We start from the raw sequence: 16,598 nt of genomic DNA on the forward strand, positions 1-16,598 counted from the left end.
GATTTGCTTATGTTAACGAAAAGACAGAATCTGCTGGAAACGATCAGGGGCGGAAATCCGGACCGCTATGTAAACTGCCATGAAGCCTTTGCCTTTATGATCGACCCTGTACTCACCAGTATCGGCGGCTTCGCTTATACCATGAAGCCTGGAGAAACTACCGTCAATCAGTGGGGAGTTACCGTAACATTCCCAGAAGGATGTGCAGGCCCTCTTCCTGTTCACAGTGAAGGACGTGCTGCGCTGAAGGACATTACAAAATGGAAAGATGTGGTGAAAGCCCCCCAAGTGGTTTACCCTCCGGAATTCTGGGCAGACATAAAAGCACAGGCAGATGCCGTAGACCGCAGTGAACAGTTTGTAGCAGCTTTTATGGCACCGGGAATACTGGAAAAAGTATATTACTTAATGGGAATCGAGGAGACAATGGTGGCTTTCTATGAAGAGCCGGAAGCTATGCATGAATTGCTGGATTTTATGGCTGATTGGGAGCTGGCCTATGCCAAAGAGCTGATGAAATACATTCATCCGGACCTCGTATTTCATCATGATGACTTTGGCACTCAGACTTCATCTTTCCTCTCCCCTCAGATGTTTGAGGAATTCATTGTTCCCGCCTATCAGAAGGTGTATGGATATTTCAAAGAAAATGGATGTATCATTGTTCACCACTCTGACACCTACCTTGCCAATCTGGTGCCCTCTCTGATCAAGATGGGAATTGATATCCACCAGGGCACCATTCATACAAACAATGTACCTGAGCTTGTAAAAAAATACGGAGGTCAGATTTCCTTCATGGGAGGCCTGGACAGCAGCATTGTGGATGTCATTGACTGGAGCCATGAAAAAATTGCAGCCGAGATAGAAAAAATCTGCAGCCAGATTCCTCCAAAATATTTTATTCCCTGTACAAGTATGGGAGGACCGGACTGTTCTTATCCAGGCGTATACGATGCTGTCTGTGAAGAAATTGAAAAATATAACAAAAAGCGTTTTCCTGCGTATAGGTGATCCGGTTTTGTCTGTGTAATAAAACATCCGCACGGTAAATTGAAATAGGTATCATACCGATAACAATACAGGTACAGAGGAATAGGCACATAGAGGTTATCAATGGTCTGTGATTCGTCGAAAAATGTCTACGGGCTTTTATTGCCCGTATAGATTAGATGTGGTAATATATCCATAGAGATGAAATCAGATATGATAGCGGAATGGCCGGTACTGTAATGGTGCCGGTCATTTTGCGTATAAGCGTACGGCCTGCCCCGCAGAGGCTTATACGGGCAGTTACGTTGCCAGCGCCGGATAACTGCACCGGGGCGCAATCGGGTTGGTGGGTGACCGGCCTGTAACAATGTCGTAGGCAGGTACGGCAGCATTACAGGTACTTTGGCTCAAGCCTATGGGCCGCCAGGGGAGCTGCACCCCTGGTACGCTATCCGGCCCTTCACCCGGTATTTCCTAATCGGGATGGCACACTATACTGGAAAAGGTTGCTGATGCTCCTCTTCCCATTCCATTTCCATCTCATATAATTTTTCAATCCATTCTATATAATTCATACTTTTAGGCTTCTTTACCTTAAAAAATTTTTCCAAGGCTGTTATTCTGGTCCCAATCATAATACTCCTTTCCCGGCGCATAACCGGGCGCCGGTCCGGTGGTTCCTATTTGCATTTCCGGTCTTTGAGTAACACTACAATGATTCCTGTGCTGACAATGATCTGCACGACGTCTAATATAATTTCTATGGTAGCCATACTTGACAATGGGCAAAGAAAACGATATCCTTATTTTAAGGGAAGGGGCTTTCGCCCCCGCCCCCTAATCTAGCAGATGATTGATTAAATCAATCAGGGCTTGGATTAGTTGGATTGTTGCGGTAATGAGAAGGATGCTTGCGAGGCGTTTCTCATTGCCGCTTTTCTTTTTCTTCCCCATTGTTCTCACCTCCTTTCTATGATTACATTATAAACCATTTTTAGTTTATTATCAAGAGTTTTTAAACTTTTTTTGGATTATTTTGTTGACATTAAAACAAGATAGTTTTACAATAAAATAAAAGGAGGTATTCGACATGTTAGTTTATAAAATCAATGTCATAGACACATTAAAAGAAGCAGGCTACAACAGCACACGCATACTGAAAGAAAACATATTAAGCCAATCCGCAATGCAAAAGTTAAGAAAAGGAGATATGATTGGAATTAAGACACTTGAACAGTTATGTGAATTATTGGATATGCAGCCTGGGAATATCATTAAATATGTAGAGAACAAAAATAAACCAAAATAAGTTTAAATATATATTGACTTTAAACCAAAAATGGTTTATAATATAATTAAGTTAAGAGATTAACTTAATGACCGGGCAAGCGGGGAAAGGAGGACGCATGGCGGACAACATGACAGATAAACAATTCAAGACAATATTAGAAATGTTCGGAATGATTCTTGACGGTTGTAAGGACCTCGAGGAAGCCAAAAAGAAAGTGGAGAAACTGCTGGAAGAGCAAAAAAATAAGTCCGAATAGGACTTAGAGAATACCAAGGGAGGGCGGGCTTGCCACCGCTCCCACAGCAAGTAAATTATAACAAATATAAATATATATTACAAGGGGGATACAAAATGAAAAAATTTACAGGATATATTAATTACGGGGTACTCGCCGCAGAAAAAAAACAGGTTTGGACGGCAAACGCTCCCCATGCCACTGCTACTTGCAGTGACAAAGTAGAAATAGAAATACCTGAAAATTGGGAAATGTTTGAGACAAATGCAGGAGATATCATGCTCATGGCTCCGTGGGGTTGGAATTATGAACCAAATGAAGTCCTCACTGGTAACGAACATCCTTACTTTGATGTTATAGACAATGACGGCAATTCCCATCATATCAAATTGCAGTATAAAAAGATTTAAACTATTGACGGCCCCGGCGAAGAACCGGGGCCTTACAGCGTTTTACAGTTGCCCTCTGTGCGTTGATAGTTACAGTAGTGCTCCTGTTTTATTAGTATAACACTTCTTGCTGGACTTGTCCATGTATCAGGCTGCTGGCATGTTAAGATCATGATTCCGTCTCATATAATAGAGCGGAAAATTCCGCTGAACTTGTACTTGTACAGTCCAAAATTGGACCGTCCGAATAGAGCTGAAAAATCAGCGCTACTATATTGGTTTATTATTTATGCTTGTAAGCAAATACTTTATATGATACGATGCTTGCGTACACATTAACTGTGTAAAACACGAATCTGGGGACCGGCTGCGGCTGGCCCCCTTTTTTTGCCCCGGCAGTACGTCACCGGTGCTATTATTATGCGACTCGACGTCGAGCCGGATCACAACATCACTATTTAAGTGCTCCAGAGCTGTCCGTAAAGCACATTTTGCCGTTCTTATCCACGTAGTAGATCTTGCCGCCAGTACGCACCAGATTATCCGCAACCATAGCACCGTTGGCTTTGAGATAATACCATTTCCCATTATCCTGCAGCCAGCCTGTCTGCATCCATCCATTGCCGTCAAAATGGAACCATACTCCGCCGATTTTCTCCCAGGCGTTTTTGGTATAGCCGCCGTCTGAATGGCGATACCACCAGCGTCCATCACGTACCTGTATCCAGTTATTCTTTTTGAGGTACGTGTTTACGGCGGCCTTTGTCTTTTCTCCCACACACCCATCTGGATCAGCACCTACAAGGCGCTGTACGCGGATAGTCTGTGCCTCTGTATCTTGGCCAAATTCGCCGTCTGCATTTACATTGCTACCGAATGTGTTTAATGTTTTCTGCCATGCGGTCACCTCTACTCCGGTATCACCTTTTGACAGCCAATTTTTATTGTTTGCTGTCGGTGCATTACCAGACATGGCACCGCCAGTAACACCGGCGACAATAGCATTTGCCATCTTTTCTGCGGTATATCTACTTGCATCCCCTGCATTGTCGCAAAAACAGCACTCTACCAGGAGTGCCGGACTTGACGTATGCCGCAACACATAAAGACTGGGGTTCGTCTTTACGCCTCTTTTTGTGTAGCCAAGCTCTCCGATCCGGTCCACGATCCTTTGGGCATAGGGTTCTGCGGCTGTTCCCCAATTGTAGATAAATACCTCTGTTCCGTGCGCCGATCCATTATAGCAGTTGAAATGGACGGACACATCCAGATCTACGGCATGGGTATTGCATTTCGCCACGATAGCTGCAAGGTTTCCGCTTACACTGCCGGAATCCTCATCGGTACAATCATATACTGTATGCCCTACCGCGCGGAGCTTACTAATCACCAAGTCTTTTACCTTCCTGTCTTCGGTTGTTTCAGAGAATACTCCTGAAGCTCCTGGAGCCTTAAAATTGTGCCCTGCATGTACATTAATTCTCATTCCTTTTCCCTCACTTTCCATATTCAAAATATCCTTATGTATTTTCAGGATTTTCTCACCGTATCCTTTTCCCGCCGCCCATCCAGTGTGATGCGGATTCTCCTGTACTCCCAACCATTCCACGTATTCTGCCATCCCGCGCTTTACAAATTGAAAACGGGGGTCTACACATCCCTGCTTCAACGGCTGGTTGCAGGCATATGCCTTTAAGTGCTGCACCTGCGCACGTATTCCCAATTGAGGGCTAGGGAAATTGTTTCCCTTCTCCCCCTTTTTTGTTACTCCCATTCCGCAGAAATTGTTCTGATCCAGTTTGACAGCAGAACCAGAGAAAGTGAAATTCCCTGTTTCCAGACAGGACTGTGCAAAAGCGATATCGCCTTTGACACCCTCAACTTCCCCCTCTGACAAATACAAGGGGATCATATCCAGCACCGACTGCGCCGCAAATGGATTCTTACTTTTGAGATACTTCCGCATCTGATCAGCCGATGCGGTAGCCCTTCCCATTATCAAAACACCCATATATTTCTCCCTTCACCGGACATTTGCGCCGGCGCAAATTAATCTGATAAAATAGGTACTCCATAATCAACACAGCACTGATGCTCTATCCTGCATCCCCTTGCATTTTCCCATCCTGGTGCAAATACCGCCGCATCAGCCTGGCTTAATGCTTCTATACTCTTTGCCAAGCACATAAGTGCTCCCCACTCCGGGTTATCAAAAAATGTATCTAGCTCCTCTGTGTGTTCATACTGTTCTCTTACAGCAGCCATCAATTCTGCTCTTTCTGCCTTGATTTCATCGTCGTTTCGCCCTCTCATGGGCTGCGAAATAAATATCTTCATATAATTCCCTTCATGTTGGTTGCGGCGGCGCAAAAAGAGAGCGATCACTCGCCCTCTAACTCCTTTTTGCCATCTTTACTTATTAAATTCCGCAGCATCTCGTATAAGCCTGTACTGGCCAGGCCGGATATCATTCCACCCAGGATCACCTCTGCATTAATTCCACTTTCCATATTTATGAGTACCGCAATTATAGTTCCCATTGCCAATGCCGCCAGCGGAATGTACCTGTTTTTGATTGCCGGTATCGCCGTCTTGATCACATACCCTACCAGCAGGCAGATTCCCAAAATCACCGGGTTGATATAGTTTGTCAAAAAGCTTAAATCCATGATTAATACCTCCTATCGTACAACAAAGTTCTCCCATTTTTTATATGCATCTACATACGTTTCTTTTTTATCCCCGTTGTGAGTGATCTCGTAATACATGCCATCCGACACCGTAGTGCTTACCAGGGCTTTATTGTTCTGCAACGTTTTACAGCTCCACACAATAAATACATCCTCTTCGGTGATCTGTTTTCGATCCGTTTTGTCAGCGTGCTCATTAAAATAATCCATAACGGTTTTCTTGCATAATGCTAAAAATTCTTCATTATTCATTTTTCATCTCTCCTTTTCCAAATCCTCAATCCTGTGGTTGGCAACCTTCATTTTCTCTTCCAAAATGTAGGTTCTTTCCACAACTGAGTTATGCTTCTCTACCTTTTTTGTAAGCTCTTCAAGCTTATATTCCATCAATGCCCGCGTTTTTTCCTGCTGGCTTTTGTTGCTTATTAGGCAGACAATTAGAGTAACGCCTGCAGAGATGCAGGCTGAAATGATAGTTTCCATGTATGCTGTCTCCTTCATAATTTATATAAATAAAATAAGACCGTTTCCGGTCTGGCTCTTATTTCCATAGATTTCTCCTTTCGTGTGCAAAACTCCGCTTTGGGTGGGATGGCGATACAAACTGGCAGGGTTACTATAACCCCGAAACCAAATGAACCCACTATGAAAAAAGTAACTTTCCCGAAACCCTTTAAAAGTCAGCCCGGCGTAGTGATGACAGTTATATCATCCGTACCAGGCACAAATGTTTTGGGAATTGGTACAAGTAATAATACCAAAGATGGATTTGAAGCATATGTTACAAGGATAAATAATACAGAGACAATTATGGTGTGGGTTGCAATAGGGCCAATGTAAAATAGGCTATTTTGCTGGTCCTATTGCTACCCACATTACTGTACTGGTTGTAGTTCCACTACGTGTAAGATAAATGTTGCATCCACTTTTTGTTACATCAGACGCAGATGTTCCGGTTATGGCTGTACCAGGTACTGAACTGGCAGGGCAAGTAATGACAACCGGTGCTGACGCAAACTCACGGCTAAACACTACTTCTTTTGCAGTTGGTGTGTTTGCTTTTGGCGTAATATCCACTCTTCCGGTAAGAATTTGAAATCCTCCCAAAGCGGAGTTTAGTACGTCTTCCACTGTGGTTTCTGTACCGTCACCTTTTTTATGCTTCACCTGTGCGCTGTCAGTCTCAAAATGATACGTGTCCCAATCTGCCCCATTGTTAATTTTAAACTGTGATTTTTTTGTTGTAGCCATAATATATACTCCTTTCAGATTTTGATCCACACTTCGCCCTTGGCCGGGCTGCTCGGTGCGGCAGTTGCTGCGGTTATCTTTGTTCCATTACCATCTGTGATCTTCTGATCCACCTGTGCTTTTGTATATGCCCCCACATCTGCAGCGGTCGGCTTATCACCAGCATGGTAAACTTTGTATCCATTGTAGATGAACTCCTTGCCAAATATCCTCATAGCTGCCTCCTATCCGGTCACCGTAACCCTGTACTTTCCTTCCGCAGGAGCTGTCGCGAACAGTAGTGTCACCACATTAACACCTGTCACCTGTACGTCGCATAATACGACATTATATGGACTTGCTTTCTCACGTACCGTAACAGTCACATCCTGGGTGTTCAGGTTGTGTGTGATAGCCGCTGAAGCGCTGGCCGGCACATCCGCACTGTACTTCTTCGGCTTGGCATTCCAAGCCGCTTTTTCGGTATCAGTTGTGAACCGATGTGTGGTATCCTGTGTTATCATACTGGCCGCATGAGTAGACGGGTGTGTGTATACCACTGACTCAGACCCATTGATCTTCACATTTCCATTTGTGGTAGATTTCTCTGTTTTAGTGGCGTCTGTCCTGGCATGGGTGCTCTGGCTGTGATCATATGCAATTTTTCCCCTGTCTCCTCGATATGCTGTAGATGCAGTTTCGCCAAGAGCTATCGTATCAGAAATGACCACATATGCTGTGCCTGACCACCTGTATGTCTTGTTTGAGGGAATATCTACATATATTTTTCCGGTCTCCCCGGCGATTTCAGTGGTATGCGCTGCCTCTTTATAAAACTTACTGTTGTAGTAATATCCTTCCAGGACGTCATCTACAAATGACGGCAACTGAGCAGCCGGAACTTTTCCTGAACCATCCAGCTCCGCCAGTCCGTTAGCCGCCCCTTTCAGGGAGGCATTGAGTTTTAAATTCAGGGCCGCCTGCTGTGCCGTGGATACAGGTTTATTTGTATCGGATGTATTGTCCACGCTCCCTAATCCAATTTGAGCCTTTGTAACTTCGTGCGGGTTTGACTTATTCCCTATGTGAGCAATCAGGTCAGTAACTGCCTTAGATATCTTGCCAAGTGCTATGGACAGCTTTTCTCCAGACGTCAGTTTTGCAAGGGCTGTAGCCTCAGTAAACGTTGGTGTTTGGTCATTGGTGGCAACATTCGGCACATTCCCCAGACCAACATCTGATTTTGTAGTCCCGTGCGGGTTTGTCCCACTGCCAGGATGGACATATCTATTTGCTCCCTCTGCAATCCCATCTAATTTCTTTTTATCCGCTGCTGATTCTAAACCTGCAGCCGACTGTGTTGCGACAGGCAAAGGGTCCGTTCCTCCCGGCAAGTGCTCAGATACATGCACAGGATATGGTTCTACATTTATCAGTTCCACATATTCTGCAAGGACCGTATCGCCCGCACTCACACCGGTTTTGAGTGTAAATACCGTCTGTGACGTCTCTGTCACGATCTCATTGCTCACTTTTGCCCCATTTAAAAAGACAGCCAGCGCTCCGATGCCCGGGCGGTATTTCCCGCCGGTCAATGTAAAGGCTGTCTGTCCCGCTGTGGCCGTGAAACGCTGCTGTTTTACAATATAACTTGTAGGGTCATCATTCGCGTTCAGTGTCCCATCCGCCGTGATGCTCAGATTGGTGCCCACTTTAATACCACCTAATACCGTAGCACTTGCTACCGGTGGCGTAAAAGTGGAAGGTTTATCGGTAACTTTTGCCCACGCGATCGTATCCTGCCCGCCAACCTGCAACCAAGCATTGGCGGCATTGTCCAGCCAGATTTTTTTTGTATCTGTCGCAATATACAGTGCTTTACTACCGGTGGCCGTCCCTTTATCTGCATCCAGGCCTACTGTTATCTTTGTAGGTGTAAACCCCAGCTTTTCCACGATCTTAGTCTTTGTCAGCTCGTTAAGGATTGTTGCCGCCGATTTGTTTTCGACGTTTCCAAGTCCCAGGTCCGTTTTAGTAGTATCATGTGGATTTGTGCCACTACCAGGATGAACATACACCTGTGTCTCAGATCCGTTGATTTTTATATTTCCGTTTGTGGTAGATTTTTCAGCCTTGGTTGCCCCCGCGGTGATTCCATCCAGCTTTGATTTGAGAACTGAAGTAAATGTCTCACCGGTGTATGTATATATGATGTTTTTCCAGGCACCATTGACATACACATAGACCACATGATCTGTTGTGTTGCAGTATATCTGACCCTCTACAGGGCTGTCCGGCGCAGTAGCAAGATTCTGTATTCTCGCATTCTGCAGCTCATTCTTACCCAAATTTAAATTAGTTAATAAATCCATTTTTCCTCCTAATTGAGATACGCTTTTCCCGCAAAACCAGCGGTAAATGTTACCGTGAGGTTGTTACGGTCAATATAACGGATATCGCCTACGACAACGGAACCGGCGCTGTCTACCACGGTAACACTGGGATACTTATTAAGGTTGTGTGCAATCTGCCACACGGCTTGAGCCGATATCTGCGTATGTGTATATGTGACACTCATGCCGTCTTTACCATCCTGCCCATCTTTACCGGCAGGTCCCTGCAGGTTCGTATATTTATAAGTCCCCTCGTCCTCACGCTTTACACCAAGTTTTGTGCCGTCCCAGCGGTACTGTATGCTGTACCCTTGTGGCCCCTGCTTTCCTTCAGGACCTGGTATGCTTTCATTTTTCGCAGTATCTCCACTGACAGCATTGACTTTCTCAACGATGGATTTCGTAGCGGTGCCGAAGGTTGGCTCAACTACATATCCATCCGAATCAAGTGTTTCCATGACCTCAGTGATTCGCTCATGCAGCAAAAGAGACCATTCTGCGTCCTTCGTTGTGACCACATCACCAAGGTTCCACTTTTTTTGATACAGAGCAGCATCAGCCTCGCAGGTGTAAGAGGAAATCTTCTCACACTCAGCAAGTTTAACTTTAGCTCTGTCCGGCAGGTTTGCCTCATCTTCCACGTCCCGGGCGTCCACAAACAGCTCATACCTGTCAAGACCCGTTTTCTCGTTTCCAATGATTTTAATGACTCGGTTTACTCCGTCTCCCTGTCCTCCGGTGTAAGCACAGTTTTTGTATTCGCTGCTATCCCGGATGTACTCACGATTTTCAATGTTGTCATAGTTGACATTAAAGATCATGGGCGGCCGGTCAGACTGATTTACTGTCCGGTCCACACCTTCCAAGACTTCAAATACAAACTGTTTCTTCCACGGGTCCAGTGATACACAGACGCCAAGTCCAGAGGCGCCACACAACTCCTCCAGGCAGTCAGTAAGTACGTCATACCTTGTTTGGTATGTCAGCCGGTCACCCCTGCCGGCGCTTTGTTTTATCACAAGCTTAGGGATTTTTCTTTTACTGTCCGCAGGGGCAACTGCATTTGTGTTAACCAAAGCAGTCATGATATCTTCTGCTGCGGCCTTGTTAAATTCGTGGTGTGCCTTCCCCTTTGGCGGGACTGTTATTCTCTGTGTGAGCATATGGAGTAGAGAAAAACCTTTGAGTTCCACAGTTCCTCCCTCTTCATCGTCCACTCCGATATACTTTATAATCCCTGTTTTCCTGGTGTCATTGTCCAGCATGATGATATTTCCATCATGGAATAACCGGTCATACATAACAGAGGAATGAATCTCAAAATCTCCATAACTTTTCCATTTGCTGACATGGATCAGGGCCGTGTAGTCTGTGATCTCCCCGATAAAATTGATATCAGGGTCAAAAAACCGAATATTTATCCGCTTATCCATATGGCACCCGTCACCGCCCCTCCAGGCTCTGTAGCCTGTGCAAAAATATTACGCCAGCCGGTACCCTGCACATTTTTAAACCATGCTTGAAATTGGCGGTCAAATTCCTCCACCATTTCTTTGTATCCGGTTAAATTTTTCGGCCGGATCTCGCCGCATACCGCAGTATTAAACCTCTCGTCCGTTATGGATATCTGACCGGTCACAGGCACATCAATGCGATACAGGGATAACTCATATCGTGACGCATCTCTCGTGAGGGCTGGCACTGTGGGTGTACTACCGGCAGTTCCCGCTTTGAGCACAGCCTGTATTGTTTTACTTTCATAATCCAAGCGCAGCACAAGACGATAGATCACTTTGTAGGTGCTATTACGAGTGATCGGTATGGTTTTGTTGCTGTCGTTGTAATAAAAAAAGCCCTGCATGATAGCAAAACCTGGCGTTAAAACCACCGATTCACCGCTTAGTGAGGCTGATAGAGTAAGGCTACCGTTACTCCCCCTACTCAGGCCATCCTCATATATATTTTTAAAGTACCGGTTGAACTCATCTTGTCCGTACTCAGTATCTCCGTTAAAAAAACCATAGCTTTCCATGTATATTCCTCCTATACTCCCAGATACCTTTTCTTATACCGGATGATGACGCTCTGTGGATTCAAGTCATTCTGGGTGCTGTATTCCAGCAGGTTATCCCCCAGCCGCAGGGAAAAGAAGGTCGAGCCCAGGTCGATATAATCAAACGCATCCTCCCGAATACCGTTTCTCTCAATCTCCACAATCTTATTTCGGAATGCTGTGTTGATAAACAGTACGTCATCACTGGTAAGGGTCCGGTTTACCTGTACATATTCTCCCGTGGTCAGGTTTGTCACTCTGGGATTCTCTGCAGGACCGTGAAATTCTACCTCTATGGGCGTTTCTACATGTCCATCATTTACAATATTCACCCTGGGATCTCCGCGTCGTTTCATGTGAAATGGGAGCTTGAATTTCCATTTCCAGCCATCCACCCACGTGCTGATTGCCTCCATTAAGTGATATGGGGTCTGGAAATCTGGATCTACGCAGACAAGCTCCAGTAAGCAGGAAATGGGTTCAAACACATTCTGGCTGCTGAATTTCAGCTTTTGGACTTCATACTCTATAGCTCTCTCTGCTCCCATAAAATCAACAGTTAGGTTTCCGCTGCTGTAAGGGGAGAAAAATCCGATCAGCTTTTGCCTTACTTCCGGGATGTCTTCATATCCGAGATAATCGAATTCTATGGCTATCGGCCTCTTGAGTATTTTCATCCGTTTTTTACGCTCACCCGCATATCCAACGTTTTCTTCAGTCAACAGGTCGTAATCTGTTGATTCCAGCCCCTCATATGCCGTTACAGAAAAAGAGGAGTCGTCTAAGACAAGCTCCTCTTCCCCTTTACGGAATGTAAATATTATCTTTCTTGTCATCCAAATGCCAGCTCCCTTCCTACTTTCCGCAGTTCTCTCGCCGTCTCCACGGGGGATTTAACCGGCTGATAGATATTTACTGTCTGTTCTACTTTTGATGGCTCCCGCGGCTCAGGCGTGGTTACAGAGGTAATGTATTTCTGCGCCAGGTGGTTTCCGGCAATCCTGTTCAGGTTGCTGTCAAAGTCACCCCGCATCTTGGCCAACATTGCACTGGGATCAAAAGTCAGTTTGGCTGATAACCGGTCAACGGCTCTCTCAACACCCTTTGTATTCTCCTGTATGCCAATTTCGAGGCCTTTATCGTACCAACGGCCTATTGCCCGCATCACTCTGGACGGAGATGCTACTTTAAGGTTTCTTTGCGCAGCCGCCACCGCTTGACTTGCGACGTCTGCCGCCGCTGCGGCAACCCCGCCACCACCGGCTCTGATACCAGACGCAAAGCCTGCGGAAAACTGGACACCTATATCGTATCCACTGCCGGAATAGCCGCTCAGGCTGCTCAGTGCACTGCTTCCCACCGCCCTGGCAGATGCAGATGCAGAACTGCTACCGGAATTGATACCAGAAGAAAATGAACTTGCAAACTGTGAACCCTGTGTCTTTCCTGCAGTGGACAGATTACACTCACTCAGCCCTCGTATACTGCTGGTCCCCAACGCTCTTGCAGCACTCACTCCTGACGATGTAAGACCACGTATTCCCGCACAAAACATATTAACGGCAGAACGTGCCTGAGACTGGAAATTGCTGCCCAAATTCACACCCTTTAAAGCAGATGCGGACGAGCGCCCGAGATTTGCAGACGCCGATGATATAGCCCCCTGGCTCCCTTGAATGGTACTATTCAGGATATTCGTTGCGTTGGATCCAGTCACCTGGAACATGTTGCTAATGCCCGAGTTCTGCAGGGCCATACCTGCGGAACTGCCTACACTACTTGCTGCCGCTGCCCCCTGGCCTGCACCGGATAACATGCCAAATGCAAAATTTGACGCCGCACCATTTGCTTGACCAGCAAATACCCCTGGCATATTTGACGCCATAAGAGCCGCATTCGTGGAATTACCAAAATTGGCACCGCTTGCTCCTGCCTGTGCTGCCCCATTCATGAGAGTAAAATTTGCCGCATCTGCTGCCGCTTGTGCATTGGAACCAAATATGCCTACCAAATCAGCCGCCGTGAATCCATTTGCTCCAGATTGTGCAACCTGTGCTGCAACAGCGTATATCTGCTCCTGGTGACCCATCAGCTCCTCTACGGTCATATCACAAGCTTTTGCTGCGGCAGTGATTGCAAGCGAATAATCCGCTGCAGAAAATCCTTGGCCTATCTGTTCGCCTGCGCCCTTTGATGCAGTATTAATGACCTCGTAACCATCTCGCATAGACTGTGCGGCTGTCTCAGTGACTTCTTTTCCCTTTTTATTCGGCACAGATGTGGCGTCCGCAGATTCCATGCTTTTCATCATCTTGTCCAGAGCTTCTGTTCCAATATCGCCAAGAGCGCCGCTGTCTTTCAGGTATTTTCCAAATGTCTGTATAACCTGATCGGATGTAGCGCCGGCCATGTTTGAAAACTCAGGAATCTTATCCTTCATTGCATCCATCATTAGACGCATTGCACTTGCCACAGATTCCTGACCCTCTGTACCCAATTTATCAAAATTCTTCAGTGCTTCAACTATAGATTGCTGTAGGCTTTTGGGAATTTCTCCGCCAGATTTTTCAATCTGCAGGATAGCCAATTGGAATCCTTCGGACATTTTACTGTAGTCCGTAGAGGAAAGCGCGTCCTGTATAGTTTCCTGACTGGCAACTACTCCTTTTGCCGCCTCTTCTGATTCAATGGGAATCTGTGCATAAGCATCTATTGCCTTCTGCACACTCTCCGGGGTTCCTTTCCCCAGTTCGTCCATGACCCCTTCAAGCCCTTTAACTTGTGCGTCAGCTTCAACAGCGGCCCGCCCCGCATCTTGTACCTTTTTAGTCGTTGCATCAAGATTTTTTTGGGCTTTTTCAAGCGCTTCCTGGTCTGCCAGCCCATTGCGCCATTGCTCGTCTACATCTATTGCTTTTTCAATGGCTTCACGATGCGCTTTTTGTGCCTCTACCAAATTTTTATGCGCTTCTGCTTGCTCTTTTATTGCTTCGGTATATTGGCTTGTTGTAGCCTCCTGAAGAGCCTTATTTTTCAAATTCTGCACATACTCGTCAATAGAGGTGTTAACATCATCAATAGACTGCTTTACGCCCTCACTATTCTGGATAAATCCATCAGCAGTAAGGCTGTACTCCGTGCCCATCGCGTCGTTAAGCTGATTAAGGATGGATGTCGCAAGATCCTCGCACCCTTCTTTCACATGACCGGTTTCGTCAAATGCCTCTGACATTTTGTCCCGCAGGCGCTCAACAGGAGCTGCGGATGCTTCAATAGATGCACTGGTATCCTTCATTGATTCCCCGAGCTGATCTATTGCATTTTGGTTCTTTTCTATGGATGCTCCAAGCTTATCCATTCGCTCATTAAAGGCACTCTGCTGTTCATCCGCACGACCTGCCGTGAGTGCATACGCAGCCAATCCGCCTACAAGTAGGGCAATGGCACCGGCAATCAGGGTCGCAGGGTTTGCAGCCATAATAGCATTCAGGGCAGTGGTAGCAAGACCTGCTCCTTTTGCGGCTCCTGTTAATTTGGTGATAACGCTTACAACGGATGACACCGGACCGGTAACGGCTTTGAAAGTTTTAAAGGCCGCCACAATACTGACAACAGTAGGGATAATGTCATCCATATTCCCACCCAGCCTTTTAAACACTGCACCTACAGCGTTTAAAACTGACTGTGCAACGCTCAAGAGGTTTTTAGTCCCCGACTTGAATGTCCTTACGAGAGAATCCAGGGCTTTCTTTGCAGGTTTCTGCATTTCCTTCGGAAGGAGCTTTACCAATCCGTTACACAGAGATTTGACGATATCATCCGCAGCAACTTTAAGCTGCATCTTGTTTTTGCCAATACCTTTTACAAAGGATTTAACTACGGAAACTGAGGCGTCTATCATCTTTGGGGCTGATTGTGCTACCTTCGTAGCAAGTCCTGCCAGTATGTCTCCTGCCTCTTCGACAGCAGCATCAAATCCGCCCTGCTTAAAAGCCTCTGTGAGTCTGTTGACGTCCGCAATCCCGTTATCTGCAGCATTCTTTAAAGGCTCCTGCATACTCTCGTATACTTCGATTCCCAGACCTTCCAGAGAGGATTTGAGAATGGTTAGACTTCCCTGAAGATTGTCCAGCATGGTTTCTGCCATTCTCTCAGCAGTACCGTCACAATTTGCAATGGCGCTTTGCAGTTTTTCATATTCTTCTGGGGAGGCTCCTACAATAGCCAGCAGACCAGACATTGCCTCCTGGCCGCCTAATGCTGCCGCAGTAGCCGCTTTTTCTTCCTCACTTAATCCAGAAAATCCCTCACGCAGATCCTGCATGATAGTATCCAGGGACTTCATATTGCCCTCAGAATCCGTCAGGGAGATACCAAGCTTGTTCACGGCTCCCTGAGTCTCTTTTGTTGGCTTTGCAAGTCTTGTCATGATACTCCGGAGTGCAGTACCCGCTTGACTTGCTTTTATACCTCTATTTGCCATCAGCCCAATTGCAAGGGCTGTATCTTCCGCAGTATACCCCATTGCACCGGCAACAGACGCTGCATACTTAAATGTTTCGCCCATCATGGCAACATTGGTATTCGCATTACTGGACGCTGCTGCAAGGATATCAGCAAAATGCCCGCTGTCACTGGCCTGTAATCCGAACGAACTCAATGCATCCGTCACAATATCAGATGTAGACGCCAAATCCTCTCCTGACGCCGCCGCCAGATTCATGATACCTTCTACACCATTCAGCATTTCCTCTGTTTTCCAACCGGCCATTGCCATATAATTCATGGCTTCAGCGGCTTCCGAAGCAGAGAATTTTGTTTTCGCTCCCATCTCCTTAGCTTTTTCGGTCAGTTTGCTAAGGTCTGTCCCGGTCGCACCAGAAACAGCGGCTACTTTTGACATGGCAGCCTCGAAATCAGAACCAACTTTTACGGCTAGCCCACCAGCCGCCGCGACAGCCGTCCCTACACCAGCAAGGGCCGTTACTGCGATTGCCGCCGAATGCTTTGCGGCGGAACCAATCTTACTAAAAGCACTGGACGCCGCCCCTGCTGCCGCATTACCCTGTTGGCTGACGTTACTTGTCAGCTTTTTAAGGTCTTTTAGCGCCCCAGCATTATCTATACTTGTTTCAATCGTAATTTTGCCATCAGCCAATAATCCCACCTGCCTTTCGCAAGCGTCATCGGCTCATAATGGCTCTACTTGACACTTAAATCCTTATTTCAAATTCTTTTTTGCACTTTCGGCCCTTGCATTGGATGTATACACCCTGGCAAATAACCCTTGCCGGGTCATAAGCTATGGGCATTTTATATCCGCA

General features: G+C 46.2%; 18 protein-coding genes. 5 read left to right on the forward strand and 13 right to left on the reverse strand.

Annotated elements, in window-relative coordinates; genetic code table 11:
* Positions 1 to 9 precede the first annotated feature (9 nt).
* Positions 10 to 1,014, forward strand: coding sequence for a uroporphyrinogen decarboxylase family protein (locus BLCOC_RS18885; RefSeq protein WP_115623044.1), 1,005 nt, complete (start codon positions 10 to 12; stop codon positions 1,012 to 1,014).
* 470 nt (positions 1,015 to 1,484) lie between these two features.
* Here the strand turns inward: BLCOC_RS18885 and BLCOC_RS18890 are convergent, their stop codons facing one another.
* Complete coding sequence (locus BLCOC_RS18890; protein WP_165907142.1) at positions 1,485 to 1,628, reverse strand: hypothetical protein; 144 nt, start codon at positions 1,626 to 1,628, stop codon at positions 1,485 to 1,487.
* Positions 1,629 to 2,083: 455 nt separating this feature from the next.
* Here BLCOC_RS18890 and BLCOC_RS18895 point away from each other — a divergent pair, with 455 nt between their 5' ends.
* The 3 genes from BLCOC_RS18895 (at position 2,084) to BLCOC_RS18905 (ending at position 2,929) form a co-directional block, all read left to right on the forward strand.
* A complete protein-coding gene (locus BLCOC_RS18895; protein WP_115623045.1) occupies positions 2,084 to 2,302 on the forward strand; it encodes a helix-turn-helix domain-containing protein in 219 nt (72 codons plus the stop codon).
* Positions 2,303 to 2,399: 97 nt separating this feature from the next.
* A complete protein-coding gene (locus BLCOC_RS18900; protein ID WP_165907141.1) occupies positions 2,400 to 2,540 on the forward strand; it encodes a hypothetical protein in 141 nt (46 codons plus the stop codon).
* A 95-nt stretch (positions 2,541 to 2,635) separates the two neighbouring features.
* The gene (locus tag BLCOC_RS18905) at positions 2,636 to 2,929 is read left to right on the forward strand and encodes a hypothetical protein (RefSeq protein ID WP_131918253.1); all 294 of its coding nucleotides are present in this window, start codon (positions 2,636 to 2,638) and stop codon (positions 2,927 to 2,929) included.
* Positions 2,930 to 3,362: 433 nt separating this feature from the next.
* Here the strand turns inward: BLCOC_RS18905 and BLCOC_RS18910 are convergent, their stop codons facing one another.
* Genes BLCOC_RS18910 through BLCOC_RS18930 form a run of 5 tightly spaced genes read right to left on the reverse strand, consistent with a single transcriptional unit; the run spans position 3,363 to position 6,081 of the window.
* On the reverse strand, positions 3,363 to 4,919 hold the full coding sequence (locus BLCOC_RS18910) for an N-acetylmuramoyl-L-alanine amidase (protein ID WP_115623047.1): 1,557 nt from the start codon (positions 4,917 to 4,919) through the stop codon (positions 3,363 to 3,365).
* A gap of 38 nt (positions 4,920 to 4,957) precedes the next feature.
* Positions 4,958 to 5,245, reverse strand: coding sequence for a DUF4406 domain-containing protein (locus BLCOC_RS18915; protein ID WP_115625445.1), 288 nt, complete (start codon positions 5,243 to 5,245; stop codon positions 4,958 to 4,960).
* Positions 5,246 to 5,289: 44 nt separating this feature from the next.
* Positions 5,290 to 5,577 (reverse strand): phage holin family protein, encoded by a 288-nt coding sequence (locus BLCOC_RS18920; protein ID WP_115623048.1) that lies wholly within the window; start codon positions 5,575 to 5,577, stop codon positions 5,290 to 5,292.
* Positions 5,578 to 5,589: 12 nt separating this feature from the next.
* On the reverse strand, positions 5,590 to 5,850 hold the full coding sequence (locus BLCOC_RS18925; RefSeq protein WP_115623049.1) for a DUF6275 family protein: 261 nt from the start codon (positions 5,848 to 5,850) through the stop codon (positions 5,590 to 5,592).
* A 3-nt stretch (positions 5,851 to 5,853) separates the two neighbouring features.
* A complete protein-coding gene (locus tag BLCOC_RS18930; RefSeq protein WP_115623050.1) occupies positions 5,854 to 6,081 on the reverse strand; it encodes a hypothetical protein in 228 nt (75 codons plus the stop codon).
* A gap of 108 nt (positions 6,082 to 6,189) precedes the next feature.
* Here BLCOC_RS18930 and BLCOC_RS27895 point away from each other — a divergent pair, with 108 nt between their 5' ends.
* Complete coding sequence (locus tag BLCOC_RS27895; protein WP_115623051.1) at positions 6,190 to 6,438, forward strand: gp53-like domain-containing protein; 249 nt, start codon at positions 6,190 to 6,192, stop codon at positions 6,436 to 6,438.
* Between the two features lie 6 nt (positions 6,439 to 6,444).
* Here the strand turns inward: BLCOC_RS27895 and BLCOC_RS18935 are convergent, their stop codons facing one another.
* From BLCOC_RS18935 to BLCOC_RS18965, 7 genes are read right to left on the reverse strand one after another with little or no spacing between them, the layout of a single operon-like run.
* On the reverse strand, positions 6,445 to 6,849 hold the full coding sequence (locus BLCOC_RS18935) for a hypothetical protein (protein WP_242998972.1): 405 nt from the start codon (positions 6,847 to 6,849) through the stop codon (positions 6,445 to 6,447).
* Positions 6,850 to 6,863: 14 nt separating this feature from the next.
* Complete coding sequence (locus tag BLCOC_RS18940; RefSeq protein ID WP_115623052.1) at positions 6,864 to 7,064, reverse strand: hypothetical protein; 201 nt, start codon at positions 7,062 to 7,064, stop codon at positions 6,864 to 6,866.
* Positions 7,065 to 7,073: 9 nt separating this feature from the next.
* Positions 7,074 to 9,200 (reverse strand): hypothetical protein, encoded by a 2,127-nt coding sequence (locus tag BLCOC_RS18945; RefSeq protein ID WP_115623053.1) that lies wholly within the window; start codon positions 9,198 to 9,200, stop codon positions 7,074 to 7,076.
* Between the two features lie 8 nt (positions 9,201 to 9,208).
* Positions 9,209 to 10,654: a siphovirus ReqiPepy6 Gp37-like family protein gene (locus BLCOC_RS18950; protein ID WP_115623054.1), complete on the reverse strand. Its 1,446-nt coding sequence runs from the start codon at positions 10,652 to 10,654 to the stop codon at positions 9,209 to 9,211.
* The gene (locus BLCOC_RS18955) at positions 10,639 to 11,253 is read right to left on the reverse strand and encodes a hypothetical protein (RefSeq protein WP_115623055.1); all 615 of its coding nucleotides are present in this window, start codon (positions 11,251 to 11,253) and stop codon (positions 10,639 to 10,641) included. Before BLCOC_RS18955 ends, BLCOC_RS18950 begins: the two co-directional genes overlap by 16 nt.
* An 11-nt stretch (positions 11,254 to 11,264) precedes the next feature.
* The gene (locus tag BLCOC_RS18960; protein WP_115623056.1) at positions 11,265 to 12,110 is read right to left on the reverse strand and encodes a phage distal tail protein; all 846 of its coding nucleotides are present in this window, start codon (positions 12,108 to 12,110) and stop codon (positions 11,265 to 11,267) included.
* The gene (locus BLCOC_RS18965; protein WP_242998973.1) at positions 12,107 to 16,432 is read right to left on the reverse strand and encodes a phage tail tape measure protein; all 4,326 of its coding nucleotides are present in this window, start codon (positions 16,430 to 16,432) and stop codon (positions 12,107 to 12,109) included. The genes BLCOC_RS18960 and BLCOC_RS18965 overlap by 4 nt, the downstream gene beginning before the upstream one ends.
* Positions 16,433 to 16,598: the final 166 nt, after the last annotated feature.

Source organism: Blautia coccoides (assembly GCF_034355335.1).
In the GTDB taxonomy this organism is placed as follows: domain Bacteria; phylum Bacillota; class Clostridia; order Lachnospirales; family Lachnospiraceae; genus Blautia; species Blautia producta.